The organism is Salinivibrio sp. HTSP (assembly GCF_003390965.1).
GTDB classification, from domain to species: Bacteria; Pseudomonadota; Gammaproteobacteria; order Enterobacterales; family Vibrionaceae; genus Salinivibrio; species Salinivibrio kushneri.
Map to the genome: position 1 here is coordinate 39,512 of NZ_PXUD01000049.1, position 24,031 is coordinate 63,542.

Genomic DNA, 24,031 nt, shown 5'->3' on the forward strand with positions numbered 1-24,031 from the left:
GAGATATGGCGCATTTTATTGATCGTCGTCTCAATGGCAAAAATAAAAGCACTGTCAATCGACAACGCTTTTTACGCCGACACAAGCGGCAAATTAAAGAGTCCATTGCTGACGCCGTCAACAACCGCTCGATCACGGATGTCGAGAGTGGAGAGGATATTTCTATTCCTTCTCGTGACATTCGTGAACCGACGTTCCACCAAGGCAAAGGGGGACAGCGTGATGCTGTCCACCCAGGTAACGACCAATTTAGCCCAGGGGATCGTATTGCTCGTCCCCCCGGTGGCGAAGGCGGCGGAGCCGGAGAAGGACAAGCCAGCCCTGATGGCGAAGGCCAAGATGAATTCGTCTTTCAAATATCAAAAGACGAGTATTTGGATCTCTTGTTCGAGGATCTTGAGCTTCCGAACCTGAAGAAAAACCAAATGAATAAAATGGTGGAGTACAAAACGCATCGCGCGGGATATACCTCGAATGGGGTGCCCTCGAACATTGCTATTGTACGTTCACTGCAAAACTCACTGGCACGACGCACAGCAATGTCAGCCGGCAAACGCCGAGAGCTGGCAGAGCTTGAAGAGGCGCTGGAGCGCGTGCGCGAGGCCGAGCCAGCACAACCGCTTGAGGTGAAACGACTCGAAGAAGAAATCTCGGTATTGAAACGCAAAATCGCCGCGGTGCCGTTCATCGATACCTTTGACTTACGGTATAAAAATTACGAAAAGCGGCCACAGCCCAGTAGCCAAGCCGTGATGTTTTGCTTAATGGATGTGTCCGGCTCGATGGATCAAGCGACCAAGGATATCGCCAAGCGGTTTTATATCCTGCTGTATCTTTTCCTGACGCGCACCTACAAAAACGTGGAGGTGGTCTTTATTCGCCACCACACGCAGGCGAAGGAAGTGGATGAACATGAGTTCTTCTACTCACAAGAAACAGGCGGCACCATTGTATCCAGTGCCCTGCGGCTGATGGATGAAATCATCAAAGATAGGTACGACCCGGCAGAATGGAACGTCTATGCGGCCCAAGCCTCGGATGGCGATAACTGGGCCGATGACTCACCCGGCTGCCGAGAACTATTGCAAAATACCCTGTTGCCGGTCAGCCGTTATTACGCCTATATCGAGATTACCCGCCGCGCGCATCAAACACTGTGGCGAGAATATGAGGCGTTGGCGCAAAGCCATGACAACTTTGCAATGCAGAATATTCGCTCAGCGGAGGAAATTTTCCCCGTTTTCCGCGAACTGTTCAAGCGTCAGGTCGAAGCCTGACGCCATACCGGCATAGACGCATTTTATCAGGGAGACATGGTATGGCTGTCACCAAAGGTAAACGTAACACTCCACTTCATGATGGACCCGATTGGACCTTTGACCTGCTCGAGCAGTATCACAAGGAAATCAAACGAGTCGCTGAACACTACAAACTGGATACTTATCCAAACCAAATCGAAATCATTGCCGCCGAGCAAATGATGGATGCTTACTCAAGCGTCGGGATGCCCATCAATTACAATCATTGGTCGTTTGGTAAAAAGTTTATCGAGACCGAACGCAACTATAAACACGGCTACATGGGGCTCGCTTATGAGATAGTGATTAACTCCAATCCGTGTATTTCTTATTTGATGGAAGAAAACACCATCACCATGCAAGCGCTGGTGATGGCACACGCCTGTTATGGCCACAATTCCTTTTTTAAAGGCAATTACCTGTTTCAAACCTGGACAGATGCAGGCTCCATTATTGATTACCTGCTGTTTGCTAAACATTACATCAGTGAATGTGAAGAAAAGTACGGCCTCGCGGAAGTAGAAAACCTTATCGACTCCTGTCATGCGTTGATGAACTATGGGGTCGATCGCTACAAACGGCCGCAAAAAATCTCTCTTGCCGAAGAAAAAGCGCGTCAAAAGGCACGAGAAGATTACTTGCAAACACAGGTCAATGAGCTGTGGCGTACCATTCCGGGCGGTAAAAAAGAGCAAGAAGAAGAAAAGCGCCGCTTCCCGACCGAGCCACAAGAGAACCTATTGTATTTTTTTGAAAAACACTCTCCGCTGCTTGAACCATGGCAGCGAGAAATCGTGCGGATAGTGCGTAAGGTCAGCCAGTATTTTTACCCGCAAAAGCAAACCCAGGTGATGAATGAAGGCTGGGCGACGTTCTGGCACTACACCATCCTCAATCACCTGTATGACGAGGGCTTGGTGACGGATAGCTTCATTATGGAGTTTTTACATAGCCACACCAATGTGGTGGCACAACCACCATACAACAGCCAGTTCTATTCCGGCATTAACCCTTACGCACTCGGGTTTGCCATGTTCCAAGATATTCGTCGCATTTGCGAAAATCCCACGGAGGAGGATGAGTACTGGTTCCCTGATATCGCCGGAAAGGACTGGCTAGAAACCGTGCATTTTGCGATGGCAAACTTTAAAGATGAAAGTTTCATCAGCCAGTTTCTATCGCCCAAAGTGATGCGGGATATGAAGTTTTTCGCCGTCAATGACGACGATCGGCAAAGTTATATTGAAGTGACTAGCATTCACAATGAACAAGGGTACCGCCAGTTACGCGAAGATCTCTCCGCGCAATACAACCTCAGTAATCGTGAACCGAATATTCAAGTGTTCGATGTCGATTTGCGTGGCAACCGTTCACTCACACTTCGCTATGTCCCTCATAACCGGATCCCGCTCGCTAAATCTTATGAAGAGGTGTTAAAGCACGTGCATCGATTGTGGGGATTTGAAGTGATCCTCGAAGAGGAAACCAGTGAAGGGCGAGGAAAGATACTGAGTAGCTGCCCCAAGCGGCCGCAGTTTGACCCTGATATGTTAATGGGCAGCCACTAAAACACATAGCTCCCCTAACCAAAAGCCGCGATGAACCCTGTTCAAAGCGGCTTTTCACGTTTTAAGTATCAGAACGCGTTAGGCTTCTTCTTCTGCCATATGTGCCGCGATCGTTTCACGGTTACTGAACCATAAGCCACCGCACTCACGTCCGTATTGCTTGACCCTATCGCCAATCATGGGGTGCTGGTTATTGGCCACCATCTCCCGTAAATCACTGTAGAAACTCAATGCGTTCTCACAGGCACGGCGATCCATAAAGTAATATCCGCCCACACGCGAATAAATCTGACGCATGCCATTAATGGTTAACACATACACCTTGTTGCCAGAAAAGTGCGCCATGCCTTGGAACAAACGATAGTCAAAGTGATTAAACGCGCGCCCCATACATATGCGCTCACACAAGGCGGGATCTTGCTTACCGTATTTGTCCTGGATCTTTTTAACGTCTTTTAAAACTTCATCTTGTTCATCGATGAGCCCCAAAAACTGCTCAAAGCGTTCGCACTCAAGCACTTGCTCACAGCGTTTAATCACATGGTCAATCAGGTTTAAGCAATCATCAGCACGGTTTTTTGCCGCATAGCGCATGTACACGCCACTGATGTCGGTGCGCGCCGCGAGTAAGTCCTCAAGTACGCCATGCACATCTTGCCCCTCTAGGGTGACCAGGGTATCGAGAATACTCAGCCCCGACGTACGCATATAATCATTCACACGTGTGGGTTTGCCATGTTGAATGGTTAACCAGCCATCACGCGCCAAGCGTTGCAACACTTCACGTAAGGTGGTGCGAGTGACCCCAATCAGTTCAGACAGTTCACGCTCTGCAGGTAAAATGGAGCCTTTAGGAAAGTGATTATTCCAAATACTTTCAATTATATATTTTTCAGCAAATGTTGCTGGGCTATCCGCCTTTATAACCATTGAATCTAAATTCCAATTTGCTTCTTGCTCTGATTAATAACTCATCATACCACCAGACGCCATCAGCAGAAACCGCTGAGTGAGATCACCGGATATCGCGTGACATCTGCTATCTTTTTGTACCAGATCAATGAAAAACTGGGCATAAATCGCAAAACTAACCCATACAAGATGTAACAAAATATGTCTGAGGCAAACTAGCGCACACTTATTCGTGACAAGGCTATCCATCCACGCATTGTGAACCATGCGTCCGATGAGCCTTGGTCACTGATATCTGTCACCCTCATACTGTGCCCATGCAGTCGTTCGCCGATGGCGCGTTTGTGTTGGTGCACGAGACTCGCCCATCCGCGCGCTAGGTAGGCATAGATAACAATGAGACTTTCACTATGGCGAAGACCATGACACTCAGAACTGCGTTTCTTAAGAATTTTCTCGGCAAAGCCCCCGATTGGTACAAATTAACCATTGTTGGCTTTTTAATTCTCAACCCAATTGTTTTCGCGATCGACCCTTTTATCGCTGGTTGGCTCTTGGTGGTCGAGTTTATTTTCACCCTCGCGATGGCCTTGAAATGCTACCCACTGCAACCCGGTGGCTTATTGGCGATTGAAGCGGTCGCCATTGGCATGACCAGCCCCGCGCAAGTCAAACACGAATTAGTGGCCAACGTTGAAGTCCTGTTGCTCCTCGTCTTTATGGTGGCGGGGATCTATTTTATGAAACAGCTATTGCTGTTTATTTTCACCAAAATCCTGTTGGGCATCCGATCCAAGATAGCCTTGTCATTGGCCTTTTGTGGCGCGGCGGCGGCGCTCTCCGCCTTTTTGGATGCCTTAACCGTGATTGCCGTGGTGATCAGTGTTGCCGTCGGTTTTTACGCTATTTACCACCGCGTGGCGTCCGGGAAAGAGTTCGGCGCTAACCATGATCATACCTCAGATGAAAGCTTAAGCGACGAGCTTAGCCGCAACGATTTGGAAAATTATCGAGCGTTTTTACGTAGCCTATTGATGCATGCTGGCGTGGGTACCGCATTGGGCGGGGTGATGACCATGGTCGGCGAGCCGCAAAACCTGATCATTGCCGACCAAGCTGGTTGGCATTTTGGCGAGTTTATTTTACGTATGGCACCGGTCACGCTGCCGGTTTTCTTTGCTGGCTTGCTAACGTGTGCGCTGGTCGAGAAGTTTGCTTGGTTCGGTTATGGCGCACACCTGCCGCAAAATGTATTAAAAATATTGGTGGAGTACGATAACGCACAGCGAGCAAAACGTACGCCTCAAGACATCGCCAAGTTGGTGGTGCAAGCGCTGATTGCGGTGTGGCTAATCACCGCATTGGCTTTACATTTGGCCGCGGTCGGTTTAATTGGCCTAAGTATCATTATCCTTGCCACCGCGTTTACGGGCGTTGTGGATGAACACCATATCGGCAAAGCCTTTGAGGAAGCGCTACCGTTTACAGCGCTATTGGCGGTCTTTTTCTCTGTGGTGGCAGTGATCATCGACCAACACCTGTTTGCACCTGTCATCGACCTGGTGTTGTCGCTGGAAGGTCACCTGCAACTGACCATGTTTTATATCGCCAATGGTCTGCTTTCCATGGTGTCAGACAACGTGTTTGTCGGCACCGTGTATATCAACGAGGTGAAAACCGCCCTGCTCAATGGCGTGATTGGCCGCGAGCAGTTCGATATGTTAGCGGTTGCGATTAACACAGGCACCAACTTACCCTCGGTCGCCACGCCCAATGGCCAAGCGGCTTTCCTATTCTTGCTCACCTCCACACTCGCGCCGCTGCTGCGTCTTTCTTATGGGCGTATGGTATATATGGCGTTGCCTTATACCATTGTCATGGGGGTATTGGGGGTGATTGGCATTGAGTTTTTCTTGGTGCCCGCTACCGAGTGGATGCTACACCAAGGTTGGATTTCCGAAACCATCCATATGACTCAGCAAGCCATACCGAGCGCTCACTAACGCACTTCTATCATTGACCTTCGTCTCAACAAACGATTGAATAGCAGGGCTCTCAATATAGGGCCTTGTTTTTTATCAGGAGTGAGTTATGTGGCGCGCCTTAAACCAGTTTTCTCGCAGCCGAGCGTCCTGGCTGTTGTTGCTTGTATGTGTTGTGGGGCTGGAAGCCACCGCGCTTTACTTTCAACACTATCAAGGGCTGGCACCTTGTGTAATGTGTATTTATGAACGCGTTGCCCTATTGGGGATTGGCGTGGCTGCCTTGTTGGGTTTAATCGCGCCTAACGACCCTTTTTGGCGCACACTTAGCTTGCTTGGCTATGGCGCCACAGCCGGGTGGGCGCTAAAGCTCTCGTTAGAGCACGTGAGTTATCAATTTCCTGATCCAAACCAATTGTTTGGTGCCACCTGCGATGTGGCGGTGAACTTCCCTGCTTGGGCGCCACTCAACCAATGGCTGCCCTCCGTCTTTGAAGCCTACGGTGATTGCAGCAAGGTGGTGTGGCAATGGCTAGGCTGGTCGATGCCTCAATGGCTCGTGGGGATCTTTTCCGCGATGTTGTTTGTCTGGGTGTTAGTGGTAATTGCCCAGTTTATTGGCCGCCCCCCTCGCCGCATTTTTTCATAACGGCGGGTGACGGATCGTGCAAGATAGCGTCGGCTTTATCGGCGCTTTCGCTCCTTGCTATGCGGTTGAACCGCTCACACAGCACCTTGATTAAGGGACGATCTGCGCCACTGAAAACCCCAGCATCGAGGCGACGAGGCTCACTCCAATAGATGGCCTGATGTTGATGTAGTATGGGCGGTCCATCAAGGATGTCACACCAAAAACTGCACAATAAGATCACCTTGTCACCGTAATCGAACTCGGTTTCTACAATCGGCGCCCCAACATGAATATCCACCCCAAATTCTTCACGCCACTCGCGCTTGAGTGCCTGCTGGTCAGTCTCGCCTTGCTCGACTTTGCCACCCGGAAATTCCCACCAGCTAATAAACTGCGTATCCGGTTGGCGTTGTGCCACCAACACTTGGTGATCTTGGGTCGCCACGCCGGCGACAACACGTATCGGAGAGGATTGTTTTGACGGCTTCATCTGATTAACGCCCACAGCATTTTTTGAACTTGGCACCACTGCCACATGGGCAAGGATCGTTGCGGCCTATCGACTTAAATGGATTGACCTGGTGCGCACCATGCGTGCCTTGTTGCGCTTCATCCGCCGCTTTCGCCACCTCCTGGATCATTAAGTCCAGTTGTTCCATATATTGGCCCGGCTCAACATCAATGCCGACCTCTTTCATCTGCGCTAACGTGCCTGCTTCATCGTGCAGCAGCAACATGCTGGTGACTAAGGCGGATAGCATCCGGCGACTGCCATCATTGAGCGTCACCTCGTGCCAGTGCGGCTCAACATAGGGCCACACCGCTAAAAACCCCTCGGCGAACGCTTGGGCGTGCTCACCGCGCATCGACAACATTAAGCTATCCGGCAATACATAATCATTACGCATTAGGGCGTGATATTGCTGCTCAAGGTGTGCCAGCACCACCTGCTTATCGTCTTGATTGAGGCTAACTACCTCTCCATCTTCTTCAACCCCTGCAGTCACTAGCACCGACAGCCAGGTATCAGGATCTAAAGGAGCCGGACATATATTCGCGGCCAGGAGGGCCCCTTCAATAAAACTGGCGGGCATCCCCTCCCAGTGTTCAGAGAGTGTCACTAGTGTTGACATAAACTTTCCTGTGTCATGAATTCTGTTTGTTGACGTGCGTTATCGAGTGCACGGACTATCTCATCCGCGCGCTTAAGAACGCGAATCACCTTAAAGCAGGCATCTGCCTGGGGGTAATATTGGCGCAAATACTTAAACCATTGCTTGATGCGGTTAGGGAAATACTGCGCCTTATCACCTTGGCGTTCTTGCTCGGTATAACGAATCAGCAATGCGAGCACGGCAGGCCAAGGCATGGGCGCGACGTTATCACGGATATGCTGACCGAGATTAGGCATATTTAACGCTCCACGACACACCATTAAGGTGTTGCAGCCGGTGAGGGCTTGGCAGCGCAGCGCATCCTCACGGTGCCAAATATCCCCATTGGCCGTGACGGGGATGGGCAGGTGTTGATTAATGTCAGCAATTAAATCCCAACGAATAGTGCCCGCTTTGTAGCCATCGCGCTTGGTGCGCCCATGTACCACCAGCTCATCCGCCCCTGCGTCGGCCACCGCTTCGGCAATGAGCAAGTAATCATCAAGATCATTAAAGCCAAGACGCATTTTGGCGCTCACCGTATGAGCCGGATCAACCGCCTCTCTCACTGCTTTGACCACATCAAACATATGATCTGGGGTTTTAAGTAGCGCTGCCCCACCACGGTTGCCATTGACGGTTTTCGATGGGCAGCCAAAATTAATATCAATCCCTTGCGAGCCCAGTTCGATCGCACGTACCGCGTTACCCGCCATTGCATGTGGATTTTGGCCCAATAGCTGTACGCGAACCGGGGTTCCCGCGGTGGTGAAGCCCCCTTGCGCTAACTCCGGACAAAAGCGATAAAAGACTTTTTCCGGCAAGCGTTGGTCGACCACGCGCACAAACTCGGTGACACAGAGACTGTAGTGATTAATCTCGGTGAGCAACTTGCGCATCAAGGGGTCGAGTACCCCTTCCATCGGACCCAAGACGATATCTGGTGGTGATTGATGTATTTGACTCATGCCATACCTTCGCGATTAAGGCGCGCTATTTTGCCAGCTTTTACACCAAAGCGCAGCTAAGAAAAAAGCCAGTCAAAAAGTGACTGGCTTTCAAATCGTTAGCGACGCCGGTGGAGTTAGCCGTCTGCTCTCGCCGCGTCAACCATGGCTTCTAGCTGCGGGTACGGCAAATAGCCAGGTGCGACCTGCTCGCCAATGATCATCGCTGGGGTACCTCTTAGCCCCAGCTCAACAAAGGCGCGATAGTTTTCTGCGACCGCTTTTCCGGTCATTGCTTTACCTTCCAGCAATGCTTCGGTACCGGTTTTCTTGGCGATTTTCTCTAACGAGCGGGCATCATGCATGCCACGCTTTTTCATCAATAATTGATGAACCTGCGCAAAGGCCTCAGGTTTTTCCAGCCACACATTCATCGCATACACCGCAGAATTGGTGCCGAGCGATTCGATACTCTGCTGTTTGAGTGGTACGGCAATATTAATCACCTTGACATCATCATGTGCGGCCACCAGTTTCTGTAACTCTTCTTCCAGCTTTTTGCAGTATGGGCAGTTGTAGTCCATAAAGTTCACCACGGTGACTTCAGGGTTCTCTGCGCCAATCCAGCTGTGGGTGTCCGATTCAAACCAGTCACGGCGTGCGGCAAGGTTTTCCTTTAACGTCTTTTGTTGTTCAACAAACTTTTGCAAACTCTGGTTAAGGTTGGCGATCAGTTTGGGGTTCTCTTCCAACAAGCTGACTATGTCATCCAATTGCGCTTGTTCGGTATCGGACAACGCATTCGCGCTGACAGGAAGAGCCAGAAGCAGTAGAGCCCAAAGCGGGGCGATATAGCGAGATAAGGACATCGGGTTTCCTTTTGATAAATGTAAATTCATAACGCTAGCCTTAACCATAGGCCAAGCGGTGTCGTGAAGCCTGTTGTGATTGACGTGATTTCACCTTGCTCGATCACCATCACGGTAGGCGTCACTTTCACTGAAAACGCTTTAGAGAGGTTTCCATGTTGATCGTTCACCACGGGAAAATCATAACCATGATGAGCAAGGTATCCAGCAATGTGTTTATCTGAGCCTGAGCGTAACGCGATCGAGACCACCTGCGCATGACCACTTAACCAATCTACCGAGGGGGTCACAAAACGGCAGACACCGCACCAGCTTGCCCATACATAGACAAGCACGGGTTCGTGTTGCGACATGGCGATCAAATCCTGCTGGCGGCCATCGAGCAAACGCACCGACTCGACGGGCACCTGACTGGTGTCGATATCGCGGCTTCGCCACCAATCCATCGCGGTACTCGATATCAGCACAAACACGATGAGCCAGCAAATGTCACGCGCACCGCGTTTGATCCGTTGACGCCATGACAGCTTTTTTTGCTTGGCCATCATGGTGTTTTCGCCTGTTCAATCGCCGTCATCACCGCTTTATCGGTCAAAATGACGGGTAAGGCGATCCCTTCAGGCGCACCAGGGCCGTAGACAATGTTAAACGGCACTCCATAACGCTGGTGCTCTTGCAAGTATTGGGTCACGGTGTCGCTCGGACGGGTCCAATCACCTTGCATCGCCACCACATTCGGCGCGGTGATGGCGTCATACACGGGGGATTGTAGAATCACTCCCACTTTGTTGGCATGACAGGTAATGCACCAATCCGCCGTCACATCAACAAACACCACTTTGCCCTGATCCACCGCTTGATCGATCGCGGCTTCATCCAGACTCACCCAGTCTGGGTCCGAGTTCAATGGCGTTGCCCACCGCGGCGCTGTCAATGACGCACCAATCAGCCCAAGCACAACCACCACGAGCAGCCCAGCTGTCCCTTTAATCGCTGCCAGTTTTCCAAGGGTGCGATATGTTAGCCACACACTGGCAACCAGTAGCAGCGTTCCCACTGCGATAGCGCCAGCAACGCCAAGATATGGCATCCACAACCAGAAGAGCCACACCGTGGTGCCAGCCAGCAATAATGCGAATACCCGTTTGACATGATTCATCCAGGGGCCAGGTTTGGGCAATGCGCGGGTCAGACCAGGAAAAGCGGCGACCAGCAGCCACGGCAGCGCCATGCCAACGGCGAGTGCGGTAAAGATAAGCCACAACGCCGTCAGCGACCCACCTAGCGCATAGGCGACCGCCGTCCCAAGGAAAGGGGCCGAACATGGTGTGGCCAGTAAGGTCGCAAACACGCCTTGAACAAAGTGGCCGCTGGTCGTGTGGCCGCCGCGTGTCGCCATCCAGGTTTGCCAACTGGGCGGTAAATCAATGCGCAGCACATCAAATAAACTCAAGGCAAACAGCCAAATCACCAGCGTCATCACCCCAATAAACAGCGGGCTTTGAAACTGGATCCCCCACCCCACGGCTTGCCCAGTAAGCTTTAATGCCATCAACAGCGCCGCAATCGCCCAAAAGGAGACGAGTATCCCGGCTGCTGAGGCCAAAAACTGGCCGCGAATAGCGCCACGTGTCGCTTCTGGATTGGCAACGATACTGTTGAGCTTAAGCCCAAGTACGGGGAGCACACAGGGCATCACGTTGAGGATCAAGCCACCCAAAAGTGCAATACCACCAATCATCCATATTGATAGTCCCGCTTGCGAAACCACATTGCCCGCCTGCACGGTGGTGGCGTGCTCAGCCAGCAGTTGCTTATCCATGACCGTCACTTGAATCGGTTTATCGGTCAGGTTGGGCGTTTCAATCCAATTGGTCACGTCAAACGTGGCGGTCAGGGTGTCGCCATCACGGTGGATACTCGGCACGCCAAAGGTATCATCGATCACCGCCTCCCCATCCACCAGCATATCGGGTTGCTGCCAAGTTTGGTTGCCGGTCACGGTGACCGCGAGCTGTTGTTGATTGGTATCCCACACCGCGGATTCAATCTGCACACTGGGTAGCGGCTTAGGCACTTGGCTCATCGCTTGGTTGAACTGATACATCCGCTCACCATCCACCTCAAGCGTACTCGGAGTAAAATCGAGAGAGATGGGATAATCAGTGATCACACACACACTGGTGCATGAAGACAAGCGCAAGGTGGCATCGAGCGACACCGGCTGTTGCCAGGTTTCAACCTTGAAGGTTAGTGGGAAGGTCACTTGCCCTTTGTAGCCCAACATGGTCAGGCCAAGTAGCTCGTGGCGCTTCGGTGCTGGCCAATGCCAGGTAATATCGTCCAGGTTTTGGCTGTCATTGATAATCAGCTCTGGAGCGACCCCGCCCTCGCCTGGCGAGCGCCAATAGGTTTTCCAATCGCCTTGCAAACGGATAGAAAGTAACCCATCGAGGCGTAGAGTGTCTGGACTCCCTTGCCCCGTTAACGCTATACGCGCCGTGACCGGCGGGTGGTCAGGATTAGTGAGCCAGCCGGTATCTGGGGCATTGGCGCGAGCAGTCGGAGTGAGTAACAATAAGCACAATAACAGCAGCGGTAGCAAGGCCCAAGCTTGCCAAGCGCGCCCTTGTTTAACAATGTGCCAATAGTGATTGAGTCGATTCATAAGTCTGTTCCTTGTTAAGAATAAATACGCTATTTAGGAAGCAGGCGCTTTATTCTCGGAACACACAAAAGCAAAGATGCCGTCGTCGATAGGTCGGTGGATCGTGAGTGGGTAAGGTGATCGATACACTAACGGTCGCCATCACCGCCAGTAGCACAATCAGCCACCAAAGTGGTGACGGTAGCCAGTCTAATGCCAACGCAGACGGATGCATCAATTGCTCGGAAAGCGAACATTTTTTACCCAGTGCGCTTTTTGCGTCCTCGGCGTCACCAATACTGACTGCTTGGCAAACCGCTTGCGCCCCTGATTGCCAGCTCAGTTGGTTTTGTAAGGCACACACTGCTAGAACCCATAACGCAATCGCGAGGGCCCAGCCAGCTTTTGAACGATGCGTGTACCTTTGCATTCCACCTCCTGTCGAGTTGGCGATCATTATGCCCAACAACAGAAATTAAACAATAAGTGAGCCTGCACCACAGGGTGACAAGGCGCTGGAGTTATCGCGGTTGTTGAGTTAACTGGATATGATCTTCCCAATCAATCACATCAATTTCGTACACCACGCTGTCTTTGACCGAGATCCCCGCTTTGTGCATCGCCGCTTTTGATCCTGTGATCAAAGGATGCCACTCGGGCAAGGGTTGATTTTCGGCCAGCAAGCGATAGGCGCAGGTTTCCGGCAACCAATAAAACTCATCAATTTTATCGCGGGTGAGCTTCAGGCATGACTCTTCATACGAAAAGCGGTTGGGGTAATCTTTGCACGAGCAGGTTTGATCATCGAGCAAACTACACGCCACATTGGTGTAGTAAAGCTCATCGGTCTCTTCATCAATTAATTTGTGTAGGCAGCAGCGGCCACAGCCGTCACAGAGTGATTCCCACTCCTCATCACTCATTTGTGCCAAGGTTTTTTGTTGCCAAAAAGGCGTGCTCATGATGCTTCATCTCTTTTTTATTGCCGTCTATTCACGGCAACGACATTGCGCGCTTGTTATAACCATCATCGGCCTAAAGTGCAAGCAAGCCTTTGTATGGCTTGGATAGTGCAAAAGTGAGTGATAGAGTGCCCGACTTTGCACCTTGACGGAGGCCATGATTATGCCCACTGCATCGCCATTTTCGTGCCGCCTTGGCTGTGGCGCGTGCTGTATCGCTCCTAGCATTTCGTCACCGATCCCTGGTATGCCAAACGGTAAGCCCGCTCACACTCGTTGTGTGCAGCTAGATGATCGCAACCTCTGCAGGCTGTTTGGCTCTGAGGCCCGCCCCGAGGTGTGTGCCGCATTCGATGCGGATCCCGAGGTATGTGGCAACTCATACCAGCAAGCGCTCGACAACCTGATTTATCTGGAAGCGGCGACATAAAAAAACGCTGGCTTGTCTCAGCCAGCGCTATATCTATCAGCGTATTATCACCGCGAGCTTGTTAGCTTTGAATGCCCACAATTAGCCAAGGCGCATTGGGCTGGCGTAGGTCACGCTCTAGGTGCCAGATATCGGTAATATCTTCTTCGACCCCCTCCACGCGATCACAATAACGGCCGGTGAATTTTAAGCTCAATTGTGCCATGCGGCTGTCATAATCGGCGCGAACAATCTCGGCATCCACATACATGACTTCAGTATGTTGTTCACTCCCCAATCGTGCACGCTCGGCAGCCAGATCGTTATAAAGCTCAGGCGTCACATATTCTTGGATTTTATCCAACTCATTATGGTTCCACGCACCTTGCAAAATCCGATAGTGCTCACGGGCACCGCTCAAGAAACTTTGCATATCGAACTGAGGCGGGAAGTTAAATGGTACATCATTGTTTGTGGCACCAAACCCACTCGAAGATCCACCAGCAGCTGTCGGAGCCTCTTGTCTAAACGCATGAGGCTGCTCATGGTAATAGCCTTTATTTTGCCCCGCGTACGCTGGCCCTTGCGCTTGTGCGCCCGCTTTGGCTTGGGTCAGCCCGCGGAGAAACTTCATCGCAAAGTAAGCAATGACACCCAAAATCAAGATGTCCATAAATTGGATACCTTCAAAGGCACCGCCGAAGAAAGCGGCCAGTAAACCACCGGCGAGCAAACCGCCGAGTAGCCCCCCCGCGAGTCCTTTTTTACTGGTTTTCGAGGTGTTCTGTTTAAGGGTATTAGTATTAGTGGTGTTATTTTTTGGCGCAGGCGCGGTTTTAAAGCTCTTACCAAAAGACTTACCACCGCCGAAGCGTTTCGCTTCTGCGTAGGGCGCTGTCACAACAAAGACAAACATCAAGGCGGCAACAGAGAATAATTTTTTCATTATCGCATCATCTGTGGTTTTAGACCGCTATCATGCTAGAGTCTCTGGTGATGAAGTCAATTGGCAAAGTGGGAATAATTGTTACCAAACGTCATCTAGACACCCCTGTTTTGTCGTCAGTAGGAACCATTTGCCGCACTGGGACTCCAAGCCATTAGTATTCTTTCACTGCAATAGGACCAAGCCATGAATGATACCCACAGTAAATTTGTTGGTTACTTACTCTGGATCTTTGGTTTTCTCGGATCCCATCGATTTTACTATGGTAAACCGGTAACTGGCACCCTCTGGTTTTTCACCCTAGGCCTGTTCTTTGTCGGCTGGATTGTGGATTTATTCTTGATTCCCGCCATGGACAATGAAGCCGATCTCCGTTTTCGCAGTGGCCCTACGGATTTTACCATTACCTGGCTATTACTGACCTTTCTGGGTGTGTTTGGCATTCACCGTATGTACATGGGTAAATGGATCACTGGCTTTATTTACCTATTTACCGGTGGCTTTTTCTTAATTGGTGTGCTGTATGATTTTTGGACACTCAATGAGCAAGTGTCGATTAAAAACATGCAAAAATTCTCTTAGTCTGCCTTTTTTTCAACTCACTAAATGATGCGCAACGTATTCAAGGTTGCGCACACCTCGCTCGCTGCTAGTATAAGTCGCTTACTGCAACGCGAAATGGATCTGCCTAAATGAGCCAACAGTTTCAGCTTTTACGCGAGCGACGTTTTTTGCCTTATTTTATTACCCAGGCATTAGGCGCGTTTAACGATAACGTCTATAAGAATGTGTTGGTGATCATGGTCGCGTTCGCCTCGGCCGATCAACTGCCGATGGATGCTACGCTGTTTATCAACGCCGCTGCTGGCCTGTTTATTCTGCCTTTTTTCCTATTTTCTGCCTTTGCGGGCGAGCTTGCGGACAAATACGACAAAGCGCTGATCATGCGGCGGGTGAAATGGTTGGAAGTGGTGATCATGTCGAGTGCCGCTGTCGCGCTGTATTTCCACGCTTGGAATGTGTTACTCGGATTACTGTTTTTGATGGGCACCCAATCGGCTTTTTTTGGCCCGGTGAAATACGCATTACTGCCACAAACGCTCAATGACAAAGAGCTTGTTTCAGGCAATGCCTTGGTGGAAACCGGCACCTTCTTATCGATTCTGCTCGGTACCTTGCTGGCGGGCTTTATTGCCCATCACCCTGACTCTAACCTGATCTCAGGGATAGCCGTATTAAGTTTTGCATTGCTTGGCGTCATGTCTGCCCATGCCATCCCACCTGCGCCTGCCGGAAATCCTGGGCTCAATTTACGTTACCGGCCGGTTGCTTTAATGCGACAAACGCTGCGTTTCGCGCGTAAAGACAAGGTCACCTTGCAAGCGATTCTCGGGATCAGCTGGTTTTGGTTTCTAGGTGCCAGCTATTTAACCCAGTTTCCCAAATTCACCGCCTCGATCGGTGGCGGTGAAATCGGCGTGTCGTTTCTGCTCACCTTGTTTTCTGTTGGCATCGCTGTGGGCGCATTGCTGTGCGATAAGCTTTCTGGTCATCGTATCGAGCCCGGCATTGTCCCCTTGGGCAGTTTAGGATTAACCGGCTTTGGCTTACATTTGTTTTTTGCCACGCCAGCCGATCCAACGCTCCACACCAGCCTGCTTGCTTTTATCACTGATCCCGCTCTGACCTGGGTATTTATCGACCTATTGATGATTGGCGTGTGTGGCGGGGTTTTTATTGTGCCGCTGTATAGTCTGATGCAACAACGCGCCGATAAAGCCGCACGTGCGCGTGTGATTGCCGCCAACAATATTTTCAATGCCTTATTTATGGTGGGCAGTGCGATACTCGGTATCACCCTCTTGGTGGTGGTGGAGTTATCTATCGCGGAATTCTTCTTGGTCTTGGCGGTGCTCAACTTCTTGGTGGCTATCTATGTCAGCAAGCTGGTCCCCATTTTCGCCTTGCGCTTTTTTACCTGGATGGTCACCCATACCTTGTATCGGGTAAAACACCAAGACTTGCACCATATTCCTGAAAAAGGCGGTGCCTTACTGATTTGTAACCATGTCAGCTATATGGATGCGCTCTTGTTAGCCGGCGCGTGTCACCGTCCTATCCGTTTTGTGATGTTTGAAGATTTGTATCAATTACCGGTGCTGCATTGGTTTTTCCGAACGTCAAAAGTGATCCCCATTAGCCACCGCAGCCGCACGATCCGAGCCGCCATGAACGAGATTCAAAAGGCGCTTGATAATGGCGAAGTGGTACTGATTTTCCCGGAAGGGCATCTCAGCTATGACGGCGAAATCGACCAATTCCGCCGCGGGATGGATATGATTTTGCAACGCTCGCCGGTGCCTGTGGTGCCGATGGCGTTACAAGGCCTGTGGGGCAGCTACTTTAGCCGTCATGGCGGAAAAGCCATGTTAAAACTGCCCAAGCGTTTTTGGTCTAAAGTCACGGTCGTCGCCGGTCCAGCGGTTGAGCCTGAGCAGGCGACTTCAGAGCATATGCGCAATGAAGTCATTCGTCTACGCGCCGATCGGCCTTAGTCAATCGCTTGGCGTTGCGCCCATTGGGTTAATAGCGCTCGAGACGGCTTAATCCCCGCCTCGGGCGACAAAGATGGCCAAGGTAGAAACGCGACTGGGCGTTGATAAGCGGGCAAGCGCCGACAATAGTCAGCCAGCTGCTGGGCGTTGAGGTGGCCCCGACTCTGGATAATCGCCAACGGGCGCGCCCCGAATTCGCGATCGTCAATCGGAACGACCATGGCCTGACGGATCTCGGCACACTGTTGCAAATGTGCCTCAATCACCTCGGGCTGAACGTTCTCCCCACCGCAGATAAATTGATTATCCTTCCGCCCGATGATGCGCAGTGTCGGCGGCTGAACATCCGTACACCAGCTGGCTACATCACGCGAAGCCAGTCCTGTAGAAGCATCAATTTGATGCAGGGCACCCGCTTGCCAAACCCCTAAAGCTAACGTCTCCCCGCGATGGATGACCTCACCGTCATCCGCCACCATCAGATCGCGATAAGGCAATATAGTGCCCACGTCATCCTGTCCATCGGCTCGCTTTAAGGTGACCGTCGATGCCGTTTCCGTCATCCCATACCCACACCAACAGCTTACCCCTTGTTGTTCTGCCTGCTCCGTCAGTGCACTGGAAATCGCAGCGCCACCGAGCAACACGTGAGATAAGGTGGAAGTATCTGGGCATTGTCTCAGTGAGGGCAACACGCGATAGAGCTGCGTGGGCACTAACGAGGCGTGGCTAACATGTGTGAGCGCCGATGCCATGCTTTCCCCACGACATGGATAGATAGCCAGCTGTGCGCCTTTATATAACCAACGCCATACAATGGCTAAGCCGGAGATATGAAATAGTGGCAACGATAAGAGCCAACAATCGACGCGGTTTTCTAGAGAGGTCGTCTTATCCGCCAAGCCCAAAAAAGGCAGCATTTGGGTTAAACCGGCAGCACTGGCGAGGTGCTGATGAGCCGCGTGAGCAATCACCTTAGGCGTACCGGTTGACCCCGAGGTTAAAGTTAACGTCAAAGGCTGATCGGGTTGCCAATGGCTCATCGTTGGCAGCACATTGACATCCGGTTCACGCGAGCGGTCAGGCAAAAATTGATAGACACCAAGTTGACTCAGCACTGTGGCTTGCACCTCGTCACTTAAAGCTTGATTCAATACTAGCGTTTTTTTTCCTGCCTGCCATGCCGCGAGCATCCCCACGATCAGCGCCCTTTGCGACAATGCGCTGTCGAGTACCACAATGGGCGCCTCACCCAGTCGCGCTTGCTGGCCATCCACGAGAGCGGCGAGTTCACCCCATGTGAGTGGCGTATCGCCATCAATCGCTTTCGCGTTCGGTGCCATGGCCGCCCACTGCCGCCATGGCCACGTATCAAACCCAAACATGCCCTCACTCACAAGGTGTTTATCCACACGAGTGGTTGATCGTGGAGTGGGATCAAGGGCTGCGATGCCCCTGGCCAGGTGCGATCGAGTTGATGCTGATAAATCCCCAATGTATCGAGTCCTGGCACAGTACCCGGGGTTAACCAATTTGCCAACCGAGATAATTGGGTTAAGCCCAAACTGGTCTCCAATGCCGAGCTAATCACCGCTGTTTTCCCTTGCGCGTGCGCTCGGCTCACCCATTGTTCAATGGTGGCCAGATCGCCGAGCAAGCTGGGCTTAATCACCCAGGCAGATGCCAAATCGTGTTCAAGCAACGCACTGTCGCGACTCTCTGTTAAGCTTTCGTCCCACGCCAAAGGAAAGCCTAAGGCCTGCGCTTGGACGAGCGACTGGTGAGGATCGGGGCAAGGCTCTTCAATCCAGTTAATTCGCGCTTGGTGTGCTTCACTCAGGCCATTCCAAAAACTGGCAAGTTGCTCGGGCTGCCAGCGACGATTCGCATCAAGACGCAACCTCAAGTCCGGTAATGCCTCTAACAAGGTCGCGATCATTAACCGATCGCGGGCGACCTCATAGTCCCCCACTTTGATTTTTGCCTCATAAGGCTGACCCGCCGGTTGTTGTCCCAGCGTCATTAACAGCGCATCCGGATCCCCTGTGCACACAGGCACATGACGAAACCCTGACTGAGTGGGCAAATATTTATCTAACTCGGCTTGCGCAATGCTTAATCCCCATGCCACCGAAGGCGGCAGTTGTGGCATGGCAATATTACGATGATCACACCAAACCGCGGTGGCAGCAATTAACGCATGACGTGCCTCGGCGAAGGTTTCTTGGCTAAAGCCGGGTAATGGCGCAATTTCTCCCCAGCCACGTTGTGCCCCCTCGCTTAATTCAACCACCAAGCCCTCTCGCTCCGTTAACGGCTGATCACGGACAAATAAACCGGCATTGACTGGCAAGGTGTAGTGATAGATCCGTGCCTGTCTCATAGTGACCTCTATGGATTACGTGGGAAACGATCAAATTCAGGGCGGCGTTTTTCATTAAAGGCATTGCGCCCTTCTTGCCCTTCATCGGTCATGTAAAACATCATGGTGGCGTTACCGGCGAGTTCTTGCAGCCCCGCCTGCCCATCGCAGTCTGCATTCAACGCCGCTTTTAAGCAGCGCAGCGCCATGGGACTGTGTTGGAGCACTTCCCGGCACCAACGCACTGTCTCTCGCTCAAGCTCATCCAGTGGCACGACTGTGTTCACTAATCCCATGTCTACGGCTTCTTGCGCATTGTAGAAACGGCACAAGAACCAGATTTCACGGGCTTTTTTCTGGCCCACAATCCGCGCCATATAAGAGGCTCCCCAGCCGCCGTCAAAGCTGCCGACCTTGGGACCTGTTTGGCCAAATTGGGCGTTATCAGCGGCGATGGTTAGATCGCACATCATATGCAGCACATGGCCACCGCCGACGGCATAGCCTGCAACAGCGGCGATGACGGGTTTAGGACAGGTGCGGATCTGACGCTGAAAGTCCAACACATTCAAATGATGCGTGCCTTCATCATCTTGATAACCGCCGTAGTCACCCCGCACGGACTGATCGCCGCCAGAGCAAAACGCCTTCTCTCCCAACCCGGTGAGAATAATCACGCCCACTCGGCTGTCATAGCGCGCATCAGCCAAGGCTTGCATCATTTCTTTTACCGTTTGCGGCCGGAATGCATTGCGCACCTGCGGGCGGTTAATCGTGATCCGAGCGATGCCGTCGGCAGATTTATGGTACAGGATATCGCTAAACGTATGCTCGGTGGGTACCCACTCAATCGGCGCGTAAAGCTCTTGTTCGGTGATCCCTGGCGTGACAGCCATAGTGTCTCCCTTTTCTCGGTTGCTTGGGACAAGGCCCGTCATAAAGATAAAAAGTCAAGCGAGTGCGTGACTTTGCGTCAGTACCTGCACAAACCTATCTGGGTTTTCAACATGGCTGTTGTGCCCCGCACCTTCTATCGGCGTGGCGGGGATCCCTGTGTGTTGCCATAGTGAGTGTGCAAGTGAGGTAAATTTGTTGTCGTGCTCTCCACAAAGGTAGTCAATGACGACGCCTTGTCGAAAGGCTTCACCCAACCCCGCGCGTAAATTCGCCTGGCGACCCAAGGAGGTCGCCATCAGCATTTTCGCCACAGCAGGGCCATGATTATCACGACGCGCCGCGATAAGGTCGGCCCGCTGCCCATCGGTCAGTGAATGAAAAACCGGTTGTCGATACCATTCAGCCAATACCCCATCGATGGCTTGATGCGCGAAGCGTTCCGCCCACTGGCTATCCTGTACCAGCCGCTTGCGCCGTTGGTGGCTGTCCGTCAACCCAGGATGACCCGCTTCCAAGAAGACTGCGTGCCAGAGACTAGGTTGAGTGCAGACAAGATGCATAGCAAGACGCGCGCCGAGCGAGTATCCCACCAAGCATGCTCTTTGGTGCCCCCATACCTGATGGCACGTTTGCCGTATTGCTGAAACAGTCGTGGTAAAGTCAACGGCTTGACAGCTCAAGCTGCCACCATGACCGGGCAGATCGATACACAGCCAATGACAATGGTGCATTTTATCGGTCACCGTGCGCCAGTCTGCTCCGCTACCTAAAAACCCATGGAGAAACACCACTTTCTTTCCATGCCGATCGCCGCCTTGCTGGTAACTAAGCATATGTCCCCCTTGCGGCCATGGCAGCTAAGCACTCGCTAAGCACCTGCCCGGCTTCTCCGGCTGGCGTCACCACCTCAATCACATCAGCACCAGGGGTAGTGAGCGCCTGATTCATGCTTACCACGAGATCAGCTGGGGTCGCGGGTTGATGGAAACCCAAAGAGAATTGCGCCGCGATATGTTCAAACCCGAGGTCATGTGGCATCCGGTAGTAGGTATCACACAGGGTTTGATCAACCGGCAGCGCATCAAAAATACCACCGCCATTGTTATTCAAGATAAGGATGGCGGCTGGCGCGGATGTCTCTCGCCATAATGCAAAACTATTAAGATCGTAAAGGGCACTAGTATCACCCAACACCACTAACATAGGTTGAGCGCGGTATCGCTGCACCCCAGCGGCACAGGCCAGTAAACCATCAATGCCAGACGCGCCGCGATTAGCAAACACCCGATGGCCGGAAAGATCAGACCATATATCGGCTAAGCGGATCGCTAGGCTATTACCGATAAAAATATCTGCCCACTTGGGAAGTAAAGCGGGGAGCTGTTGAAACACGCTATGTTCCGATAATACCGTGTGGGACAAGGTTGTGGCAGCCTGCTGCATCTGATGCTTGGCTTCTCGTATCAACGTCTGCTGCCATGTCTTGACGCTATCAATACCCTCTCCAGGTGCCGAGTCAGTGTTAGTCACTGACTCTGCCAACGCCTGGAGCCAAAACGACCAATGAGGGGGCGGCACAACAAATTGCTCTAAAGACTGATGGTTAGGATCAAGCGCTTGCGTGTGTTCGCTGATCAGCCAGTAGTGAGCTTGCGTTTGCGCCAGCCATTGGCCCAGGCGTTTAGACACCAACCGCCCACCGAGCTGAATCACCCATTGGGCTTGGTTCAATTGCTGGAAAAGATCGGGGTGGTTAAGCCAGAGATCGTAGCCTGGCGCGCTGCTCGCCACCCCTGACTGCGGATCGGCCAAGATAATGGCATGAAGCGCACTCGCTAACCGCTCCACGGCCTCGGACAGCCCCTCTGGCACGGCACCAAGTACAATTACCGTTCGTGGTCCTCCATCAGCTGGCGTCCACCAAGGCGGCCATTCAGGCATCGCAGAACAGCGAGCTTGATGGTGGCGGGTATAACGCTGGCCGCTTTGCCACCAGTGGGCAACAGACTCGCGAAGCTTTTTCTCCTCTGTTTCATCGCGTTCGCCATAAAAAGGCTCACGAAACGGACAGTTAATATGGACGCTCCCCCCTTGCTCAGCCTGACGTGCAAGTAGCTGATCCACTCTGGTGAGTAGTGCCGGCAAAGGGATCTCAGCGGTCGGTGCCGGAAGCGCCAATTCCGCGGTCACATGGGACGAAAACAGGCCTGATTGGGTAATCGCTTGGTTGGCGCCACAATCGATTAATTCAAATGGGCGGTCAGCAGAAAGAATCACTAACGGTTCACCGGTTAAGCCACTTTCCACCACGGCAGGCAACAAGTTTGCCACCGCGGTGCCTGAGGTCACAATCACCGCGACAGGCTCACGGGCACTCTTTGCCAAGCCAAGGGCAAGGTAACCCAGCCCGCGCTCATCAAAATGACGGTGGATCGTCACCGGACGTTGGGGGTGTTGACTTTGTTTCACCGCGGCCAACGTCAAGGGTGTGGAACGTGAACCGGGCGCGATGCAAATATGCCTAACGCCTAGGCGCGATAGCTCTTCTATCATCACCTCTGCCCAAGTGTGTGTGAGAGAAAGCGACATTAGCAGGCTCCGAGTCTGATGGCGTCTTTTTCCGGCATCGTGCAAGCAGGCAAACACTGACGGAGAGTCGTGAGCTTATTGTCCAACTCCTCCCACTCAGCGTCCGGATCCGACCCAGGGACAATCCCGGCGCCGGCATATAAGTCCACGGTATTCTCGGTCACTTGGGCACTGCGTATCGCCACACAAAACTGGCTTTCACGCTGAGACAGATAACCGACTGCACCGCTATAACGGCCACGTGCGATGCCTTGCTCGGCTAAAAAGGTGCGCGCGTTTTCACGCGGCAACCCGGCCACCGCGGCGGTGGGCTGTAAGGCACTGAGCAACACAGCATCATCAACACCAGGCCCGATGATGGCGCTGATACGACGACGTAAATGCTGAAGATGGCGAAGCACAATCAGATGCGGCTCAGGGTCAACCGTGATGGTTAAGGCATGACGGCGTAGTCCGGCGAAAATATCGTCCACCACCAGCTGATTCTCGTGCACGTTTTTCGTATCACTTAATAGCCACTCGCCAAGATGGTGATCTTCACTAAAGCTTGCGCCACGACGAACTGTCCCTGCCACCGCTTCTGTGGTCACACGACAATCGCGGCGGCGGTATAGCCGCTCTGGGGTTGAGCCAACAAAAGCGTCATCAGGGCCGGTTGCAAAAAGGAAGTGAAAACTCTCGACATTGTGCTGTTGGCTATGCTGTAACAGCTGGCCGGCACTGATCGGTGCATTGAGCGAGAGACGCGTTTGACGCGCCAGCACCACTTTTTGTAGTGCGGTCTGCTCCATGTGTGTCAACGCACAACGGACAGATTGACACCATTGAGCGCGGCTGGGCGTATGTGTTTCCTCACGGACGACGGCATGCTGTGCCGCCAAAGGACGGCCTTGCCAAATGATCTGATTCAATAAAGCTTGACTGTCGCACGCTTCAGTGAGGTTAACGCTCAGATGCCACTGTTGATCGCGCCTAATTAGCTCCACCACCGGTAAGAAAAAATCCCCATAACCGGGCGCATCATCAAAGGCCACACAGCCCCAAATGCGCTGGTCAGGCAACAGACTGGCTTGAGCCGCTGACAACTGAGAAAACTGGCGGCCAGCGCCCAGTACCAATACCTCTTCACGACCATCGCGTGATTGCCAGTAGGTTTTCGGGTAAACAGGCTGTGCATCCAACCAAGCAACGGGCGATAAATCACCTGGCCAAGTAAACGCCATGGTCAGTTGAACAGGCGCTTGACTGATCGCTACTTGGCTTTGTAAATGATTAGCCGCTTGAATCAAGGTAGTCACGACAT

At 52.2% G+C, this 24,031-nt stretch carries 23 protein-coding genes; 7 read left to right on the forward strand and 16 right to left on the reverse strand.

The features are described from left to right. The first annotated feature begins 5 nt into the window (after window positions 1-5). Complete coding sequence (locus tag C7A19_RS10025) at window positions 6-1,277, forward strand: YeaH/YhbH family protein (protein ID WP_069362029.1); 1,272 nt, start codon at window positions 6-8, stop codon at window positions 1,275-1,277. Between the two features lie 41 nt (window positions 1,278-1,318). Then, window positions 1,319-2,866 carry a SpoVR family protein gene (locus tag C7A19_RS10030; RefSeq protein ID WP_069362030.1) on the forward strand — a complete coding sequence of 516 codons (1,548 nt, stop codon included), beginning with the start codon at window positions 1,319-1,321 and terminating at the stop codon, window positions 2,864-2,866. A 78-nt stretch (window positions 2,867-2,944) separates the two neighbouring features. Here C7A19_RS10030 and fadR read toward each other — a convergent pair whose 3' ends face one another. Next, window positions 2,945-3,796 carry a fatty acid metabolism transcriptional regulator FadR gene (fadR, locus tag C7A19_RS10035; RefSeq protein WP_077456284.1) on the reverse strand — a complete coding sequence of 284 codons (852 nt, stop codon included), beginning with the start codon at window positions 3,794-3,796 and terminating at the stop codon, window positions 2,945-2,947. A 404-nt stretch (window positions 3,797-4,200) separates the two neighbouring features. Between fadR and nhaB the strand changes: the two genes are divergently transcribed. Next, window positions 4,201-5,781: a Na(+)/H(+) antiporter NhaB gene (nhaB, locus tag C7A19_RS10045; RefSeq protein WP_116644832.1), complete on the forward strand. Its 1,581-nt coding sequence runs from the start codon at window positions 4,201-4,203 to the stop codon at window positions 5,779-5,781. An 88-nt stretch (window positions 5,782-5,869) separates the two neighbouring features. Next, window positions 5,870-6,409, forward strand: coding sequence for a disulfide bond formation protein DsbB (gene dsbB, locus C7A19_RS10050; protein ID WP_116644825.1), 540 nt, complete (start codon window positions 5,870-5,872; stop codon window positions 6,407-6,409). Here dsbB and C7A19_RS10055 read toward each other — a convergent pair. The 8 genes from C7A19_RS10055 to C7A19_RS10090 form a co-directional block, all read right to left on the reverse strand. Beyond that, window positions 6,375-6,881, reverse strand: a complete 507-nt coding sequence (locus C7A19_RS10055; protein WP_116644826.1) for a (deoxy)nucleoside triphosphate pyrophosphohydrolase — start codon at window positions 6,879-6,881, stop codon at window positions 6,375-6,377. The two genes, dsbB and C7A19_RS10055, sit on opposite strands and share 35 nt — an antisense overlap. 4 nt (window positions 6,882-6,885) lie before the next feature. After that, window positions 6,886-7,524, reverse strand: a complete 639-nt coding sequence (locus tag C7A19_RS10060; RefSeq protein ID WP_069362034.1) for an SEC-C metal-binding domain-containing protein — start codon at window positions 7,522-7,524, stop codon at window positions 6,886-6,888. Then, complete coding sequence (gene dusC, locus C7A19_RS10065; RefSeq protein WP_235614288.1) at window positions 7,512-8,513, reverse strand: tRNA dihydrouridine(16) synthase DusC; 1,002 nt, start codon at window positions 8,511-8,513, stop codon at window positions 7,512-7,514. Before dusC ends, C7A19_RS10060 begins: the two co-directional genes overlap by 13 nt. A 116-nt stretch (window positions 8,514-8,629) precedes the next feature. Continuing rightward, window positions 8,630-9,361 (reverse strand): DsbA family protein, encoded by a 732-nt coding sequence (locus tag C7A19_RS10070; protein WP_077521091.1) that lies wholly within the window; start codon window positions 9,359-9,361, stop codon window positions 8,630-8,632. Window positions 9,362-9,387: 26 nt separating this feature from the next. Then, the gene (locus C7A19_RS10075; RefSeq protein ID WP_077521088.1) at window positions 9,388-9,909 is read right to left on the reverse strand and encodes a protein disulfide oxidoreductase; all 522 of its coding nucleotides are present in this window, start codon (window positions 9,907-9,909) and stop codon (window positions 9,388-9,390) included. After that, the gene (locus tag C7A19_RS10080) at window positions 9,906-12,029 is read right to left on the reverse strand and encodes a protein-disulfide reductase DsbD domain-containing protein (RefSeq protein WP_116644827.1); all 2,124 of its coding nucleotides are present in this window, start codon (window positions 12,027-12,029) and stop codon (window positions 9,906-9,908) included. Before C7A19_RS10080 ends, C7A19_RS10075 begins: the two co-directional genes overlap by 4 nt. Before the next feature lie 49 nt (window positions 12,030-12,078). Continuing rightward, entirely contained in the window at window positions 12,079-12,438 is a 360-nt protein-coding gene (locus C7A19_RS10085) for a hypothetical protein (protein WP_069362037.1), read from the reverse strand. A gap of 91 nt (window positions 12,439-12,529) precedes the next feature. Further along, window positions 12,530-12,970, reverse strand: a complete 441-nt coding sequence (locus C7A19_RS10090) for a YcgN family cysteine cluster protein (RefSeq protein WP_077521079.1) — start codon at window positions 12,968-12,970, stop codon at window positions 12,530-12,532. 163 nt (window positions 12,971-13,133) lie between these two features. On the opposite strand from C7A19_RS10090, the gene C7A19_RS10095 reads away from it, so the two are divergent. Continuing rightward, on the forward strand, window positions 13,134-13,400 hold the full coding sequence (locus tag C7A19_RS10095; protein WP_077521372.1) for a YkgJ family cysteine cluster protein: 267 nt from the start codon (window positions 13,134-13,136) through the stop codon (window positions 13,398-13,400). Between the two features lie 61 nt (window positions 13,401-13,461). Here C7A19_RS10095 and C7A19_RS10100 read toward each other — a convergent pair whose 3' ends face one another. Beyond that, on the reverse strand, window positions 13,462-14,325 hold the full coding sequence (locus tag C7A19_RS10100; RefSeq protein ID WP_077484751.1) for a TIM44-like domain-containing protein: 864 nt from the start codon (window positions 14,323-14,325) through the stop codon (window positions 13,462-13,464). 186 nt (window positions 14,326-14,511) lie between these two features. On the opposite strand from C7A19_RS10100, the gene C7A19_RS10105 reads away from it, so the two are divergent. Together C7A19_RS10105 and C7A19_RS10110 are read left to right on the forward strand one after the other, a co-directional pair. Next, the gene (locus C7A19_RS10105; protein WP_116644828.1) at window positions 14,512-14,907 is read left to right on the forward strand and encodes a TM2 domain-containing protein; all 396 of its coding nucleotides are present in this window, start codon (window positions 14,512-14,514) and stop codon (window positions 14,905-14,907) included. Window positions 14,908-15,017: 110 nt separating this feature from the next. Then, a complete protein-coding gene (locus C7A19_RS10110; protein ID WP_077484747.1) occupies window positions 15,018-16,880 on the forward strand; it encodes an MFS transporter in 1,863 nt (620 codons plus the stop codon). Here the strand turns inward: C7A19_RS10110 and C7A19_RS10115 are convergent. The 6 genes from C7A19_RS10115 to C7A19_RS10140 are packed head-to-tail and all read right to left on the reverse strand — an operon-like array spanning window position 16,877 to window position 24,026. Then, entirely contained in the window at window positions 16,877-18,292 is a 1,416-nt protein-coding gene (locus tag C7A19_RS10115; RefSeq protein ID WP_155522563.1) for an AMP-binding protein, read from the reverse strand. The genes C7A19_RS10110 and C7A19_RS10115 overlap by 4 nt on opposite strands. Further along, window positions 18,274-19,263, reverse strand: a complete 990-nt coding sequence (menC, locus tag C7A19_RS10120) for an o-succinylbenzoate synthase (RefSeq protein WP_116644830.1) — start codon at window positions 19,261-19,263, stop codon at window positions 18,274-18,276. Before menC ends, C7A19_RS10115 begins: the two co-directional genes overlap by 19 nt. 8 nt (window positions 19,264-19,271) lie before the next feature. Then, entirely contained in the window at window positions 19,272-20,138 is an 867-nt protein-coding gene (gene menB / locus C7A19_RS10125; protein WP_069362044.1) for a 1,4-dihydroxy-2-naphthoyl-CoA synthase, read from the reverse strand. A gap of 54 nt (window positions 20,139-20,192) precedes the next feature. Continuing rightward, window positions 20,193-20,972 (reverse strand): 2-succinyl-6-hydroxy-2,4-cyclohexadiene-1-carboxylate synthase, encoded by a 780-nt coding sequence (menH, locus tag C7A19_RS10130; RefSeq protein WP_069362045.1) that lies wholly within the window; start codon window positions 20,970-20,972, stop codon window positions 20,193-20,195. Next, window positions 20,965-22,728: a 2-succinyl-5-enolpyruvyl-6-hydroxy-3-cyclohexene-1-carboxylic-acid synthase gene (gene menD, locus C7A19_RS10135; RefSeq protein WP_077521068.1), complete on the reverse strand. Its 1,764-nt coding sequence runs from the start codon at window positions 22,726-22,728 to the stop codon at window positions 20,965-20,967. The genes menH and menD overlap by 8 nt, the downstream gene beginning before the upstream one ends. Further along, window positions 22,728-24,026 carry an isochorismate synthase gene (locus tag C7A19_RS10140; protein WP_077521065.1) on the reverse strand — a complete coding sequence of 433 codons (1,299 nt, stop codon included), beginning with the start codon at window positions 24,024-24,026 and terminating at the stop codon, window positions 22,728-22,730. Before C7A19_RS10140 ends, menD begins: the two co-directional genes overlap by 1 nt. Window positions 24,027-24,031 lie beyond the last annotated feature (5 nt).

Coding starts and splice junctions, on each gene's coding strand:
- C7A19_RS10025 (WP_069362029.1), top strand. CDS start 6: ATGGCGCATTTTATTGATCGTCGTCTCAATGGCAAAAATAAAAGCACT.
- C7A19_RS10030 (WP_069362030.1), top strand. CDS start 1,319: ATGGCTGTCACCAAAGGTAAACGTAACACTCCACTTCATGATGGACCC.
- fadR (WP_077456284.1), bottom strand. CDS start 3,796: ATGGTTATAAAGGCGGATAGCCCAGCAACATTTGCTGAAAAATATATA.
- nhaB (WP_116644832.1), top strand. CDS start 4,201: ATGACACTCAGAACTGCGTTTCTTAAGAATTTTCTCGGCAAAGCCCCC.
- dsbB (WP_116644825.1), top strand. CDS start 5,870: ATGTGGCGCGCCTTAAACCAGTTTTCTCGCAGCCGAGCGTCCTGGCTG.
- C7A19_RS10055 (WP_116644826.1), bottom strand. CDS start 6,881: ATGAAGCCGTCAAAACAATCCTCTCCGATACGTGTTGTCGCCGGCGTG.
- C7A19_RS10060 (WP_069362034.1), bottom strand. CDS start 7,524: ATGTCAACACTAGTGACACTCTCTGAACACTGGGAGGGGATGCCCGCC.
- dusC (WP_235614288.1), bottom strand. CDS start 8,513: ATGAGTCAAATACATCAATCACCACCAGATATCGTCTTGGGTCCGATG.
- C7A19_RS10070 (WP_077521091.1), bottom strand. CDS start 9,361: ATGTCCTTATCTCGCTATATCGCCCCGCTTTGGGCTCTACTGCTTCTG.
- C7A19_RS10075 (WP_077521088.1), bottom strand. CDS start 9,909: ATGATGGCCAAGCAAAAAAAGCTGTCATGGCGTCAACGGATCAAACGC.
- C7A19_RS10080 (WP_116644827.1), bottom strand. CDS start 12,029: ATGAATCGACTCAATCACTATTGGCACATTGTTAAACAAGGGCGCGCT.
- C7A19_RS10085 (WP_069362037.1), bottom strand. CDS start 12,438: ATGCAAAGGTACACGCATCGTTCAAAAGCTGGCTGGGCCCTCGCGATT.
- C7A19_RS10090 (WP_077521079.1), bottom strand. CDS start 12,970: ATGAGCACGCCTTTTTGGCAACAAAAAACCTTGGCACAAATGAGTGAT.
- C7A19_RS10095 (WP_077521372.1), top strand. CDS start 13,134: ATGCCCACTGCATCGCCATTTTCGTGCCGCCTTGGCTGTGGCGCGTGC.
- C7A19_RS10100 (WP_077484751.1), bottom strand. CDS start 14,325: ATGAAAAAATTATTCTCTGTTGCCGCCTTGATGTTTGTCTTTGTTGTG.
- C7A19_RS10105 (WP_116644828.1), top strand. CDS start 14,512: ATGAATGATACCCACAGTAAATTTGTTGGTTACTTACTCTGGATCTTT.
- C7A19_RS10110 (WP_077484747.1), top strand. CDS start 15,018: ATGAGCCAACAGTTTCAGCTTTTACGCGAGCGACGTTTTTTGCCTTAT.
- menC (WP_116644830.1), bottom strand. CDS start 19,263: ATGAGACAGGCACGGATCTATCACTACACCTTGCCAGTCAATGCCGGT.
- menB (WP_069362044.1), bottom strand. CDS start 20,138: ATGGCTGTCACGCCAGGGATCACCGAACAAGAGCTTTACGCGCCGATT.
- menH (WP_069362045.1), bottom strand. CDS start 20,972: ATGCTTAGTTACCAGCAAGGCGGCGATCGGCATGGAAAGAAAGTGGTG.
- menD (WP_077521068.1), bottom strand. CDS start 22,728: ATGTCGCTTTCTCTCACACACACTTGGGCAGAGGTGATGATAGAAGAG.